General features: G+C 67.6%; 14 protein-coding genes. 4 read left to right on the top strand and 10 right to left on the bottom strand.

All coding sequences use genetic code 11. From position 1 onward, the window contains the following. From MBELCI_RS16180 to MBELCI_RS16170, 3 genes are all read right to left on the bottom strand, one after another. The coding region (locus MBELCI_RS16180) for a helix-turn-helix transcriptional regulator (RefSeq protein WP_052512759.1) at positions 1-242 on the bottom strand (242 nt) is incomplete at its 3' end. A gap of 75 nt (positions 243-317) precedes the next feature. After that, a complete protein-coding gene (locus MBELCI_RS16175) occupies positions 318-1,508 on the bottom strand; it encodes a tyrosine-type recombinase/integrase (RefSeq protein WP_021695320.1) in 1,191 nt (396 codons plus the stop codon). 171 nt (positions 1,509-1,679) lie between these two features. Beyond that, entirely contained in the window at positions 1,680-3,335 is a 1,656-nt protein-coding gene (locus tag MBELCI_RS16170; protein ID WP_045320353.1) for an ABC transporter permease, read from the bottom strand. 137 nt (positions 3,336-3,472) lie between these two features. Between MBELCI_RS16170 and MBELCI_RS16165 the strand changes: the two genes are divergently transcribed. Further along, complete coding sequence (locus MBELCI_RS16165; protein WP_021695318.1) at positions 3,473-4,351, top strand: hypothetical protein; 879 nt, start codon at positions 3,473-3,475, stop codon at positions 4,349-4,351. 16 nt (positions 4,352-4,367) lie between these two features. Here the strand turns inward: MBELCI_RS16165 and MBELCI_RS16160 are convergent, their stop codons facing one another. Next, the gene (locus MBELCI_RS16160) at positions 4,368-4,631 is read right to left on the bottom strand and encodes a DUF2312 domain-containing protein (RefSeq protein WP_021695317.1); all 264 of its coding nucleotides are present in this window, start codon (positions 4,629-4,631) and stop codon (positions 4,368-4,370) included. 156 nt (positions 4,632-4,787) lie between these two features. Between MBELCI_RS16160 and MBELCI_RS16155 the strand changes: the two genes are divergently transcribed. Then, positions 4,788-5,003, top strand: coding sequence for a hypothetical protein (locus MBELCI_RS16155; RefSeq protein WP_021695316.1), 216 nt, complete (start codon positions 4,788-4,790; stop codon positions 5,001-5,003). Here the strand turns inward: MBELCI_RS16155 and MBELCI_RS19575 are convergent. Together MBELCI_RS19575 and MBELCI_RS19570 are read right to left on the bottom strand one after the other, a co-directional pair. Then, the gene (locus MBELCI_RS19575) at positions 4,990-5,727 is read right to left on the bottom strand and encodes a hypothetical protein (RefSeq protein WP_145973722.1); all 738 of its coding nucleotides are present in this window, start codon (positions 5,725-5,727) and stop codon (positions 4,990-4,992) included. The genes MBELCI_RS16155 and MBELCI_RS19575 overlap by 14 nt on opposite strands. Beyond that, on the bottom strand, positions 5,709-6,245 hold the full coding sequence (locus MBELCI_RS19570) for an enoyl-CoA hydratase/isomerase family protein (protein WP_021695314.1): 537 nt from the start codon (positions 6,243-6,245) through the stop codon (positions 5,709-5,711). Before MBELCI_RS19570 ends, MBELCI_RS19575 begins: the two co-directional genes overlap by 19 nt. 147 nt (positions 6,246-6,392) lie before the next feature. Here MBELCI_RS19570 and MBELCI_RS16145 point away from each other — a divergent pair, with 147 nt between their 5' ends. Then, positions 6,393-6,833 (top strand): protein tyrosine phosphatase family protein, encoded by a 441-nt coding sequence (locus MBELCI_RS16145; protein WP_021695313.1) that lies wholly within the window; start codon positions 6,393-6,395, stop codon positions 6,831-6,833. 253 nt (positions 6,834-7,086) lie between these two features. Here MBELCI_RS16145 and MBELCI_RS16140 read toward each other — a convergent pair whose 3' ends face one another. The 4 genes from MBELCI_RS16140 to MBELCI_RS21985 form a co-directional block, all read right to left on the bottom strand. Next, positions 7,087-9,765 carry an ATP-binding protein gene (locus MBELCI_RS16140; protein ID WP_021695312.1) on the bottom strand — a complete coding sequence of 893 codons (2,679 nt, stop codon included), beginning with the start codon at positions 9,763-9,765 and terminating at the stop codon, positions 7,087-7,089. A 4-nt stretch (positions 9,766-9,769) separates the two neighbouring features. Continuing rightward, on the bottom strand, positions 9,770-10,039 hold the full coding sequence (locus MBELCI_RS20110) for a hypothetical protein (RefSeq protein ID WP_045320352.1): 270 nt from the start codon (positions 10,037-10,039) through the stop codon (positions 9,770-9,772). Continuing rightward, positions 10,032-10,400: a response regulator transcription factor gene (locus MBELCI_RS16130; RefSeq protein ID WP_021695310.1), complete on the bottom strand. Its 369-nt coding sequence runs from the start codon at positions 10,398-10,400 to the stop codon at positions 10,032-10,034. Before MBELCI_RS16130 ends, MBELCI_RS20110 begins: the two co-directional genes overlap by 8 nt. Positions 10,401-10,622: 222 nt before the next feature. After that, positions 10,623-11,822 (bottom strand): XRE family transcriptional regulator, encoded by a 1,200-nt coding sequence (locus MBELCI_RS21985; RefSeq protein WP_021695308.1) that lies wholly within the window; start codon positions 11,820-11,822, stop codon positions 10,623-10,625. 215 nt (positions 11,823-12,037) lie between these two features. Here MBELCI_RS21985 and MBELCI_RS16120 point away from each other — a divergent pair, with 215 nt between their 5' ends. Beyond that, positions 12,038-13,381, top strand: coding sequence for a substrate-binding protein (locus tag MBELCI_RS16120; RefSeq protein WP_021695307.1), 1,344 nt, complete (start codon positions 12,038-12,040; stop codon positions 13,379-13,381). Positions 13,382-13,442: the final 61 nt, after the last annotated feature.

The following is a 13,442-nucleotide window of genomic DNA, read 5'->3' as shown; positions in this document are numbered from 1 at the left end:
GATTTGCGCAACATCGCCCATGCCGCCCACCTCTGCATTTCATCATTTCTCCCCTCCTGTTCCGCCGAGGGGGAAAGTGAGACGAGCCACATCTCAATTGCACTCCGCCGCCACCCGACAGCGCGCTGGCCGATCCGCGCTGGGCGGGGGAACTCGCCCCGGTCCATCATGCGGTACAGGGTGCTGCGGCTCAGTCCGGTCATCTCTTCCACGGCGGCGCGGCGAAGGATCTTGTCGTTCATGTTGTCTGCTCTTGTGTTGTCGTTACCTCGACACACGGGATACAGATGCGCGATTTAACCGTGGTTAACGATCCCTTACCGAGCAAGCTGCACCACCTGCCCGGCACCCTCGCCAGTGACGAGTTGCGCCCAGCGCTCCATCAGAACACGCCGCTGCTCCAGGTAGTCGGTGCGCCGATAGGCCCGCTGCACGGTTGTCCCAGCAACATGCTGCAAGACTGTCTCAGCCACCTCGTGCGGCGCATCCGTTGCCTCTGCCAGCCACGTGCGGAGGCTCGACCGAAAGCCGTGAGGGCGTTCCGACAACCCCCGCCGCTCCATTAGCCGCGCCATGGTGGCATCGCTGATCACACCCTTGCGGGACGAAGGAAACAGGTAGCCGCCTCGCTCGAAGGGTTTGGCTAGTTCGATCACGGCCAGTGCTTCTGCTGACAGCGGAACCCGGAAGTCCTCGGTCTTGTCTTTGCGGCCCTTCATGCCTTCGCCCGGCACGGTCCAGACATCGCCGTCTATCTCGTCCACGCGCAGATAGCGAAGGGGGCGAGACCGGACACCGGTCAGGATCAGCAACCTCAGAGCCAGATGCGTAACTGTCGGGTCCTCCAGTGACCTGTAGAAAGTGGGCACCTCCTGCCATGGCATCGAGGGAATGTTCTTCACCACATGACGTGTCGTGCCGAGGAGCGCCTTGGCCTTTTCAGTAACCTGAAGATCCACATTCAAGCCCAGCGCCGCCGCATGCTTCATGACGATGTTTAACCGGTTCATCGCCTTGCGAGCGGTATCGGCTTTCGCGTGCCAGATGGGGGCCAGAGTATTCTTGATGTCCTGCTGATCGAGTTGCTCGACCGGGACCTTCCCCAGCTTGGGCAATACGTGCAGTTCCAGGGGCGTGAACCACCGTCCCGCCGCGCCATCGCCCTTCAGGTCGGCCTTGCGGCTTTCAAAGGCATCGAGCGCAATATTCCGAAGCGTGTTTTCAGGCCGAGCGGCGTCCCGCTTCCGACGCTCACGTTCCTTGATCGGGTCTTGCCCGTCACGAACCATGGCTCGCCACTTCTCGGCCTGCGCGCGGGCCTCTTTGAGCGACACATCAGACAGGCGGCCGAGGCCCATCTCTCTGCGCCGCCCATGGACCGTGAGTCGCAGCACCCACTGCGCACCACCGTCTTCCCGCTTGTGCAGCCACAGCCCCCCGCCATCGGAGTACTTGCCCGGCCCCTTGGCTCTCACTTCGACCGCACTCAGCTTATTCAGGGCAGGCATCTCTATCCACCTCTCAGTCCACCCCATCATGTAGTATGACCTGAGAACGAATGACACCCCCTGAGAACACCAAGCCCTTGTTTTTATCGGCTATGCGCCCGGAGCGGGACCGCATGAGAACACATGATATGGGAATTCAATGCCCTCAGCCGCACCATAAATTTCGAACATTCAACGGTTGGCCCGCGCGAGAAAGCCGACCGCGATCAACCCCACGGCGGTGATCATCAGCGCCGCCGGCGCGGCCTCGGCGATGTTTTCGAGGCTGGCCTTGGCATGCACCCGCGTCGCCAGTGTGTCGTAGCCGAAGGGGCGCAACAGCAGCGTTGCCGGCAATTCCTTCATGCAATCCACGAAGACCAGCAGCAGCGCCGAGCCGACGCTGGCGCGAATGAGGGGCACATGCACCCGCCGCAGCGTGCCGCCCGCCGTCTGACCGAGAGAGCGCGCTGCCATTGGCAGGCTCGGCGAGACCCGGCCCAAGGCCGCGTCGGCGGTGCCCTGCGCGATGGCAAAGAACCGCACGCAATAGGCCAGCACCAAGGCCGCCGCCGTGCCGGTAAAGATGAGGCCCGGATCGCGTCCCGTGAGGGCAAGGATCGCATCCGCCAGCGCGTTGTCGAAGAACGCCAGCGGGATCAGGATGCCGATGCCCAGCACCGCGCCGGGGGCGGCATAGCCGATCGCCGTCACCGGCAGGAGGAGCACCGGCAGGCGATGCCCCGAAAGCCGCGTGCCATAGACCATGAACAGCCCCGCCAGCACCGTGACGACCGCCGCCACGCCGCCTGTGGTCAATGTGTGATAGAACGCCTTGACCAGCCCCGGCGCCGCCCATTCGCTCGCGTCGAGCGCGTGGCTCACCAGCACCGCGACAGGCAGCACGAAGCCCGCGAGAAACGGCAGCAGGCAAGCCAGCGCGGCCAGCGCGCCGCGCCCGCCCGACAGGCGCATCGGCGTGACAGGGCGCGGCTGACGGGCCGAGCCGAAAAAGCGCGAGCGGCGGCGGCTCAGCTTTTCGAGCGTCACCAGAAACACGATCATCGCCAGCACCAGTATCGCGATCTGCGCCGCGCCGCCAAGATTGCCCGCCTGCAGCCAGACGGTGAAGATGCCGGTGGTCAGCGTCTGCACCGCGAAATAGTCGACGACGCCGAAATCGTTGACCGTCTCCATCATCACCACCGCGACGCCCGCCGCGATCGCTGGCCGGATCAGCGGCAGGCCGACGCGAAAGAACCTGCCCCACGGGCCGACGCCCAAGGCCCGCGCCACCTCGAACCCCGCGCCGGACTGTTCGCGCAGGGCGGCGCGGGCCAGCAAATAGACATAAGGGTAGAGCGCCGCCGACAGCACGAGGATCGCCGCGCCGCGCGACCGGATCTGTGGAAAAGCGTAATCGCGCGCGTCCTGCCAGCCCATGATCCCGCGCAGGGCGGTCTGGACCGGGCCCGCATATTCGAGAAAATCGACCAGCGCATAGGCGCCCACATAGGCCGGTACCGCGAGCGGCAGCAAAAGTGCCCATTGCAACCAGCGATGGCCTGGAAAGCGGTACATGACAACGAGCCAAGCCGCCCCCGCCCCCACCGCGGCGGTAATCGCCCCGACCGAAAGCATCAGCAGCACCGTATTGCCCAGGTAACGCGGCAGCGTCGTCGAGAGGAGATGCGGCCAGATGTTGTTCTCGGGGTTGAGCGCGAACCAGATCACCGACAGCACCGGCAGCAGCACCAGCGCGGCGATCGCCACGGCCCCGGTCGACCACGGGTCCAGACGGGTTCTCGACCCTTTCGTGGCGCTTGTCTGACTGGTTTGATCGGACATGGAGAGGCGGTAGCTCAAAGCAGTTTCGCTGTCCATATAACTCATTATATTGGGGTCGATACGCCGGGGTCGCGGCACAAGATCACAAGGGGCCACCAAGGCTGCCGCGATCGAACGGGAACGGGGACCGAAGCCGCATGGACATCGCCTTTCACATCGGCGCCAACTGCACCGATGACGACCGTTTGCTGAAATCGGTCGCGAAGAACCTGCCGCTTCTGGCGAGCCAAGGCACCCGCGTGCCCAACCCCGCGCGGTATCGCCGCCTGATCCGCGAGACGATCCAGCATCTGCGCGGCGCGCCCCCCGAACCCGGCACCCGGGACGTGCTGATCGATACGATCCTCGATCACGGCGAGACCACCGAGCGGCTGGTCATGGGCAACCCGGCCTTCATCTGCACGCCGGCGCGGATCTGCGAGGCCGGGTGCTTTCACGAGATGGCGACCTTCAAGGCGCGTTCGCTGCGGGCGCTGTTTCCCGAGGATCGGATCGAGATGTTCCTGAGCATCCGCAACCCGGCGAGCTTCGTGCCCGCCTGCTGGGAGCAGACCCGCGGCCGTGGCTTCGACGCGTTCATGGCCGGTCTCGATCCGCGTTCGATCCTGTGGTCGGACATGGTGGCCCGGCTGCGGCACGCGGCCCCCGACGCCGGGCTGACCGTCTGGTGCGACGAGGATTCGGCGCTGCTGTGGCCCGATCTGGTGCGGGTGCTGGCCGGTCTCGGGCCCGACGCGCCGATCGAGGGCGCACATGACCTCGTCTACGAGATCATGCACCCAGAGGGCGCGGCACGCCTGCGCGATTATCTCGAGGCGCATCCCCCAGCCTCGCCCGATCAGACCCGGCGCGTGGTGTCGGCGTTTCTCGACAAATACGCCCGCCCCGACGCGGTCGAAAGCGAGATCGACCTGCCAGGGTGGGACGCAGCGCTAATTGCCGATCTGACCGCGATCTACGAGGCCGACCTCGAACGGATCGCGCGGATGAAAGGCGTGCGCTTTCTCGCCGCCTGAGCGGCGAGCTGCCGCGTCAACTCATGCCAAGTGCTGCCTTGTACATGTCGAGCACCGCCTCTTCCTCGGCGATGTCGTCGGCGTCGCGCTTGCGCAGCGCGATCACCTTGCGCAGGATCTTGGTGTCGTATCCGCGCCCCTTGGCCTCCGCCATCACTTCCTTGATGCCTTCGGAAATGTCCTTCTTCTCGGCTTCGAGATGCTCGACGCGCTCGATGAACTGGCGCAGCTCCTCGCCCGCCGCGTTGCTTTGCACGTCGATGACGGATGACTCGCTCATGGGCTTCTCCTGATGGGCCGATAACGGGTCCATTCCCTAGCGCCCGGCCGGGCGGGCTTCAAGCGCCGCCGGGGCCCTGACGGGACGGGAGGCGGGCTTGTGCCGCCGCGGCGGCGGCTTTAGTGCGACAGGCGCAGGATCAGCGGGAGTGCGGGCATGGACATCATCATCTGGATCGGCGCGGCGATCACGCTGGCGGGCTTTGGCGCCATCGTCTGGAGCCTTGTCGCGGTGGTGCGGCTGCGACGGCTCGGGCTCGATGACGCGCAGATGCGTGCGCGCCTCGCGCGGGTCGTGCCGCTCAATATCGGCGCGCTGATGCTGTCGATGCTGGGACTGATGATGGTGGTGGTCGGCCTCATCCTGTCCTGACGACCTCGCTGCGGCCCCGCCGCAGCGCCGCGTCGATGTCGTCATCCGTCTCGATGGCGGCCCGCAGCAGGGATGGCGTATTGAAGACGGGGTCCTCCTCGCCCCAGAACTGCATCCGCTCTACCAGCGGGCCAAGACCCTGCTGTCGGGCCTCGAAGAACGGCCCTCCCGTCAGCCGCGACCAGTCCAGACCGTGCACGGCCAGCGCATCGATATCCGAAGCGCGAGCCACGCGGCCCGCCGCAAGAAGCCGTGCGCCCTGCGCCACCGATGCGGCGAGCCTGCGTTGGCCGCTCAGCCCTTCGCTGCCCCGCGTCAGCACCGCCAGAAGTCCCCGTCCCAGAGCGGTCGGACCGGCCCGGCCCGGCCCGCGTTCGAGCAGCGCCGTAGAAATTCGCCGCTCGGCGAAGTACACATGTCGCAGCGCGAGAAACTGCGGATCGGCCAGCGCGTCGGCATGAGCCGTCCGCTCGAAGCGCAGTGCCGCACCGGCGGGGAGCAGCAGAGCCGCCTCGATGCAATCGACGATCCGCGCAGCGCTGCGCAGCGCAGCCTGAGCGATCGCGCTCCGCTTGCCCCGCACCGTGTCGAGCCACTCCGACCCGTCAGCCATCCGTTCGCGCCGACCCGCGACCGGACGGGGCCGGATACCCGCCGCCGCGAGTTGGGCCGCCAGCGCATGAGCCGCGCCAAGAAGATCGTCGGTCACAATGCCGTCAAGCACGCCCATCTCGCGCGCCACCTGCGCCGTGATGGGCGCCCGCGCAATAACAGGTCGAGCGCGGCCCTAGCGCCGCACAGGGCGGCGAGGCGCTGCCCCCCCCCCGCCCCCGGCGGGAGGCCAAGCACGATATCGGGCAACCCGAAACGCGCCTCGCCTACCGCGAGGCGGTAATGCGCGGCCAGCGCCAGTTCGGCCCCGCCGCCGATGGCGCTTCCGGGCAGGGCCGCCACCACAGGGATCGGCAATCGCTCCAACCTGCGGCAGATCGCGGCAAGCTCGGCGCCCTTGCCCGGTCGATCCAGTTCGCGCAGGTCCACCCCGACCGAGAACACCCCGTTCGCCCCAGTGAGCACGACGCCGCGCGGGCCGTCGTCGCCCTGCAACGCGGCTTCGATCCCGGAAAGCGCGGCGGCGAGCGCATGGCGCGTGGCGGAATCGAGCGCATTGCCCGGGCTCGATTCGAGCGTGATCCGCGCGATGCCGTCGATCAGCCGCGTCGTGACCGTCCCTCCCTGCATCGCCGTTCTCCCCGCATGCTGCCTAGCTTTCGCCATGATCGGCGGCGCGCCGCACAGGCGCAAGTCCCGGCGATTCCGCGGGCCCGGCCAATGGCAGCCGCGCAACGCGTCTGGACGTGTCAGCGGCGAGACGGTAATCATCGCCGCATGGACATTCGCCGCATCAGCCCCGACTACGCCGTCAGCCCGCAGATCGAGCCGGAGGACATTCCCGCCATCGCCGAGGCCGGATTTACCACGGTCTTGTGCAACCGCCCCGACGAGGAGGTTCCCGTGGAGTTGCAGGCCGAGACGTTGCGCATCGCCGCCGAAGCGGCCGGTCTGCGCTTTGCGGTCAACTCGGTCACGCATCAGGGGCTGAACCGCGAGATCGTCGATCGGCAGATGCAGGTGCTCGACGGCTCCGACGGCCCGGTTCTCGCCTATTGCGCGTCAGGCACGCGCTCCTCGATCGTCTGGTCGCTCGGCCAGGTCGGGCGGATGGAGACCGACGCCATCATCGAAGCCACCGCCAAGCAGGGCTACGATCTCGAACGCCTGCGACCGCAGCTCGATGCGCTGCGCGAGGACGACGAAGCCGAGGGTTAGCCCTCGACCGCCGGACGCGCACTTGATCGTTGATGGCATGGCGCCCGTGATATCCTGCAACCGATCAAGATGCCGACCGTTCGAGCCGGACCTTGCGACATGGCAGCGCGTTCGCTTTCGATACACGAGGTGTCGTGCGATACAGGTTGAAAGCCTCATTCATACCTTGGTTAGGTGCCCATGCTGCGCCGGGGCCCACTGGTGGACCCGTTCGTGCGCACGAGGACACCGGATCTGATTTGGCGGTGGGACTTCAACGCGTCTCGCTGGTCGGAGAGGGCGGCAGTTCGACCCGAAAGACACCGCCGCCCTGGCCGGGGAGATAGCGGATGCCGCCACCCAGCCGGGTCATGATCTCGCGGCAGATCGCAAGGCCGAGCCCGGCTCCGCCGGCCTTGCCGGCATCGCTGAGCCTCGAGAACTTCTCGAAGATAACCCGTCCCTGATCGGGGCGAATGCCGGAGCCGTTGTCGATGAAGTCGACAGCGTGGACGGCCGGGTTCCAGACGATGCGCAGCTCGGGCCGCGGCGCGTCGCAATATTTGCGGGCGTTGGCGATCAGGTTGATGAAGACCTGTGCGAGCCGATCGGGATCGGTCACGACCTCCAGCCTGTCGAGTTCGGGATCACGGTGCAGCCCGAGCCCGTCGCGCAAGGGCAATGCCGCATCGAGCGCACGATCGACCACCCCGCCCAAAGAGGTCGGGCGCAGGTCGAGCAGCCCCTGCCCCGCTTCGAGCACCGACAGATCGAGCAGGTCGTCGAGCAGCCGCGTCAGGCGCCCCGCCTCATCCCCGATGATTCCGGCGAAACGCTCCTGCTCGGCCTCGTCGAGCCCGTCATCGCGCAGGATCTCGGCAAAGGCGCGGATCGAGGTCATCGGCGTGCGCAGCTCGTGGCTGATCTGGCTCAGGAAACCGTCCTTCTGTACCGAGAGCGCGGTGAGCTTGGCATTGGCCTCGCGAAGCGCCGCCGCTGTGCGCCCCAGCTCGGCCGACTTCTGCTCCAGCCGATTCGAGTATTCCATGATCTGCGCGGTCTCGTCCGCCACGGCGATCAGATCCTCGACCGAGACGCTGACGCCCTCGGTCATCTGGCCGATCATCGCATGCGCCGTCGCCGCTCCGACCGAGCCCGCGAGTTCGCGCTCCAGCGCGCGGATGAATTCGGGGGTGACGTCCGGCAGCCGTCCCTCCTTGCCCTGAAGGGCCGCGTGGCTGGCAAAGATCGCCTGCGCCTCGGGCGCGCCGATGATGCGCTGGGCCATGACAAGCAGCGGCTCGGCGTCGGCGGCCCCGCGAGCCCAGCTTCCCGGCCCTTCGGAGAGTTCGAAGACGCCGACGAACTGCGCGCCCTGCAATCGCTCCACCGGGCCGGGAAAGCTCGCCAGCGACACCGCGACAAAGCCTGCGACGTTGAGCGCCAGAGACCACAGCGCTGCGTGCAGCACCGGGTCGAGCCCGCCGGTCCAGAACAGCGCCTGCGGGCGCAGGAAATCGATGCCGAACGGCCCTGCCTGCATCACCCCGGCCGGGATCGCTGTGCCGTCGCCGACGCTGGGCAGGAACATCGCCCAGAACCAAACTGCAAAACCCAGCAGCAGCCCCGTCGCCGCGCCGCCGCGCGTCGCCCCGCGCCAGAACAGCCCGCCAACGAGCGCCGGCAGCACCTGCACCACGCCCACGAAGGCCACCAGACCGATCGAGGCCAGCGCCGTGCCGCCGCCCGACAGCCGGAAATAGAGATAGCCCAGCCCCAGCACACCGAGGATCGAGGCCCGCCGCGCCGTCAGCACCATGGCGCGCACGTCGCCCGCCATCATCGCGCCGCCCCTGCGCGAGCGCAGCCACATCGGCACGATGATGTGGTTCGACATCATCGTGGCAAGCGCGATCGTCGCCACCATCACCATCGAGGCGGCCGAGGAAAACCCGCCCAGAAAGGCCCAGACTGCCAGCCCGTCGCGCCCTTGGCTCAGCGGCACCGTCAGCACGAACATGTCGGGGTTGGTGCCTGCGGGCAGGATGTCGAGCCCGGTTACGGCGATCGGCACCACAAAAAGGCTCATCAGTGCGAGGTAGAGCGGAAAGGCCCAACTCGCGGTGGCGAGGTGGCTCTCATCCGCGTTCTCGACCACCAGCACCTGAAACATACGCGGCAGGCAAAGGAAGGCCCCCGCCGAAAGCAGCGTGAAGCCGATCCAGCGTCCGCCCGACTGCTCCCAAGCGGCGATGGGAGAGGCATCGAGCCGAGCCAGCATGTCGGAGACGCCGCCGCCCAAGCCCCAAACCACGTAGATGCCCAAGCCGACCAGCGCGCCGAGCTTGACCACCGCTTCGACCGCGATCGCCATGACGATGCCGTGGTGGCGTTCGTTGCTGTCGAGGTTGCGGGTGCCGAACAGGATGGTGAAGAGCGCCAGCCCCACGGCCGACCACAATGCTGCCGAGCCGCCGTCCCGCGCCGTCCAGCCGCCCTCTCCGCGCGCCGCGAAGACGTCGAGCGACTGTGCGATAGATTGCAGTTGCAGCGCGATGTAGGGCGTGACGCCGACCACCGCCAGCAGGGTCACGATCACCCCCAGAAGGCTCGACTTGCCAAAGCGCGAGGACACCAGATCGGCGATCGAGGTGATCCTCTGGGCGCGGCCGATGCGCACCAGCTTGCGCAGCAGCCACCACCAGCCGATCATCACGAGGCTGGGACCGAGATAGATGGTAAGGTATTCCAGACCTGAGCGGGCGGCATAGCCGACCGCGCCGTAGAAGGTCCAAGCGGTGCAATAGATCGACAGCGACAGAGTGTAGATCCATGGGCTCCGCAGCCAGCCGTCGCGACCCTGCGCGGCACGGCGCTCGGCCGCGAAGGCCACGCTGAACAGGAAGGCGCCGTACAGCAGCGCGATCGAGACGAGGGCGTTGAAGCCGAGCATCGGCCTAGCCGTCCGTATCCGTGTCGCGTTCGGCCCGGCGCAGCGCACGGGCAAGCGCCGCCGAAGCCAGCACGCTCAGGCCCCATGTCACGAAGAGATAGACCAGCACCGCCGAGACCCGCGTTTCGCCATGCGGCCAGAGCAGTGGCAAGGCCCATAGGAACGCTGCCGCCACAGGGGCCAGACGGGCCGTGTCGTGTAGCCTGCGGCGGCGGTAGGAGGCGCGGGCGAGAAAGACCGGAGGCCTCGTTCCCGAACGCGGGCCCTCAGCCATTGGCAAGCGCGCGCACCCGGTCGAGCACTTCGGCGTTCGAGAACGGCTTGGTCATGAAATGGGTGGCCCCCAAGCGCATCGCCAGATCGCGGTCGCGCGCCTGACCGCGCGCGGTCAGCATCATCACCGGCAATGTCCGCGTCGCCGGATCGCCGCGCAGCTCCTGCAGAATGTCAAAGCCCGAACGGCCCGGCAACATCGCGTCGAGGATCACCAGATCGGGCGGATGCGCGCGCACTCTCTCGACCGCGCTCAGCCCGTCTGAATGGGTGTGCACCGTCCAGCCGTCGCGCGACAGGATGAAGCTCACGGCCTCGATGATGTTCGGCTCGTCCTCGATCAGCAGGACACGTCTGGCCATCCTCGGCCCCTCCCTCGCGCACGACCCTCCCCCGGACCGCGTGCTTTTACCGCGCCACTATCGCCGGGGCGTCCGGTGCTGTCAAAGCCTCCTCTTCCGGGCGCGGCAGCAGCGGCGGCTCGCGCCGGGCCGCGCAGCCGCGACGCGGACACAACCGGCAGCCCGGTCCGACCGCCCTCTCGGGCAGCGTCTGGGGCGCGGCATCCTGTGGCAGCATCAGCATCACCGCCTCGACCCTGGGCGCCGCGTCCAATCCACGGTGGGCATGAGCGTGGCGACGGCGCAGCACAACACGCCGCCGGTCCCGTCTCCCGTCTCCTCCTCCGCGCCCGGCAACCGCGCCACCGCGCGCAGTGGCCGTCCGGGGCGCACCAGCGCCTCGAACAGCGGCCAGAGCGGACAGGCCGCGCCGCCGCGCGGAAGCGTCAGCCCGTCGAGCGGGCGGCGCCGCAGGATCGCGCCCGACGCGTCGCAGACCACGAGACCCGCCCGGGGCGGGCCGATCCCCGCTGGCAGCGTTGCAAGACGACGCATCACCCGCTCCAGCGGCTGGTTCAGCCGCGCTGCGATCACCAGCGGGTCCGGGCTGTCCTGCCAAGCCTGCGCCACGGCGTCGAGCGGCAGCGCTGCGGCATCGGCGCGGTAGATGTCGAGTTGGTGTTTCAACACGTTTTGCGCCGCGGCATCGAGCCCCGGCGCGCCGGAGGCGATCTCGTCGGGGCGCATCGCGGGCTGTGCTCCTTCGAGCGCGGGAAGGTGGTGGTCCATCGTCTCGAGGAACCGCTCCACCTGCTCGTGGGGCGATAGTGCGGCCCCGCCCGGATCGCCGCCCGGCGCCTCGAGATAACCTGCGAGCCTGCGGCTGCTATCGGCGAGCCGCAGGCTCTCGGCGTGGATATTGCGGTGAAACCGGGCCTGCCAATCCCGGTCGAGCGTCTCGCTCCCCGCGAGGATCGAAGCGGTGGAGCGGATTGCCGTGGCAGCGGTGATCACCTGATGCAGGGAGGCCGAAAGCTCCGGATCATGGGCAAGCCGGTCGCCCAGTGCCGCGACCTGCCCCTCCAGCGTCTCGATCTGCCGCGCCTGCGCATCGACCAACGCCGCCCAGTCCGGAAACCGCCCAGCGAACTCCTCCGGCGCGCTTCCAGGCCGTCCCTGCGCCGCCGCCGCCGCCGCGAGCCGCGCGACCAGCGCGCCGCCCGCCCCTTCGGAAAGCAGCGCGGGCTCGAGATCGAGCGCGCGCGCGATGGCGTTGAGAAGCTTGCCGCCGATGCGGCGGCGATTGTGTTCGATCAGATTCAGATAGGAAGGCGAGACGCCGATGCGCCGCGCAAGCTCACCCTGCGCCACCCCCGCATCCAGCCGCCGCGCCCGGATCCGCGTCCCGGCAAGCGCGCCGCTCGCGGATGGTCCGACGCTCATGCTGCGGTGCCGTTGCTGCAAGCGCGAGAAAAGGGATTTACCGATTTACGATGGGTCATGTCGATAAATTTACAGCAAATGGCCAACAGTCCAAGCACTTGTTGCGCGATTTTCATCGAAGCCCCGATACTGCCCTTGCATCGAAAGATGTGGCGGCGCGGGTCGGGCGGAGGAGGTCCGGCGCGCATCGACCGGAATATCAGGGAGGAGACCACATGAGACGACAGAACTTCTCGCGGCGCGGCCTTTTGAAGACCGGCGCCGTGGGCAGCGCGGGTCTGGCGATGCCGACGATCTTCGCGTCCGGCGCTTCAGCCTTCACCAACAACCCGACCGGCGGCTCGGTCACGCTCGGCTTCAACGTGCCGCAGACCGGGGCCTATGCCGACGAGGGCGCCGACGAGCTGCGCGCCTTCGAACTCGCGGTCGAGCATCTCAACGGCGAAGGCGACGGGGGAATGCTCAACACGTTCTCCTCCAAGGCGCTCGACGGCACCGGCATCATGGGCAAGAAGGTCGAATTCGTCACCGGCGATACCCAGACCAAGTCCGACGCCGCCCGCGCCTCGGCGCAGTCGATGATCCAGAAGGACGGCGCGATCATGATCTCCGGCGGCTCGTCCTCGGGCGTTGCCGTCGCCGTGCAGGGGCTGTGTCAGGAGGCGGGCGTAATCTTCATGGCCGGTCTCACCCATTCCAACGACACCACCGGCAAGGACCGCAAGGCCAACGGCTTCCGCCACTTCTTCAACGCCTACATGTCGGCCGCAGCACTCGCACCGGTGCTGCAGAACCTCTACGGCACCGATCGCAAGGCCTACCACCTGACCGCCGACTACACCTGGGGCTGGACCCAGGAGGAATCGATCGCTGCGGCGACCGAGGCGATGGGCTGGCAGACCGCCGAGAAGGTGCGCACGCCGCTCGGCGCGGGGGACTTCTCCTCCTATATCGCGCCGGTGCTGAATTCGGGCGCCGACGTGCTGGTGCTCAACCACTACGGCGGGGACATGGTGAACTCGCTCACCCAGGCCGTGCAGTTCGGACTGCGCGACCGGCAGGCCAATGGCAAGGACTTCCAGATCGTCGTGCCGCTCTATTCGGAGCTGATGGCACGCGGCGCGGGCTCCGCCATCTCGGGCATTCCCGGTTCGCAGAACTGGGACTGGAAGCTCGAGGACGAGGGCACCAAGGCCTTCGTGAAAAGCTTTGGCGAGAAATACGGCTTCCCGCCATCTCAGGCCGCGCACACCTGCTACGTGCAGACGCTGCTCTATGCGGACGCCGTGACAAGGGCGGGCGACTTCAATCCCTGCGCCGTGGTCGAGGCGCTGGAGGGCTTCGAGTTCGACGGCATGGGCAACGGCCCGACGCTGTACCGGGCCGACGATCACCAGTGCTTCAAGGACGTGGTGGTGGTGAAGGGGGCCGAGAACCCGCAGGACGAATTCCACCTCGTGGAAATCGTCGAGGTCACGCCGACCGAGCAGGTCACCTATGCGCCGGACCACCCGATGTTCGCGGGCGGCGCGCTGGGCGAGTGCAACCCGGGCGCCTGAGCGCCTCCACCAGAAACAACCGGTCGCATGATCCGCGACCGGTCCCTCCCGATCGCGCGCC

Source organism: Limimaricola cinnabarinus LL-001, from assembly GCF_000466965.1.
Taxonomy (GTDB): domain Bacteria; phylum Pseudomonadota; class Alphaproteobacteria; order Rhodobacterales; family Rhodobacteraceae; genus Limimaricola; species Limimaricola cinnabarinus.
The sequence above is the reverse complement of the archived record's forward strand: the minus strand, read 5'-3'. Positions and strand labels throughout refer to the sequence as shown.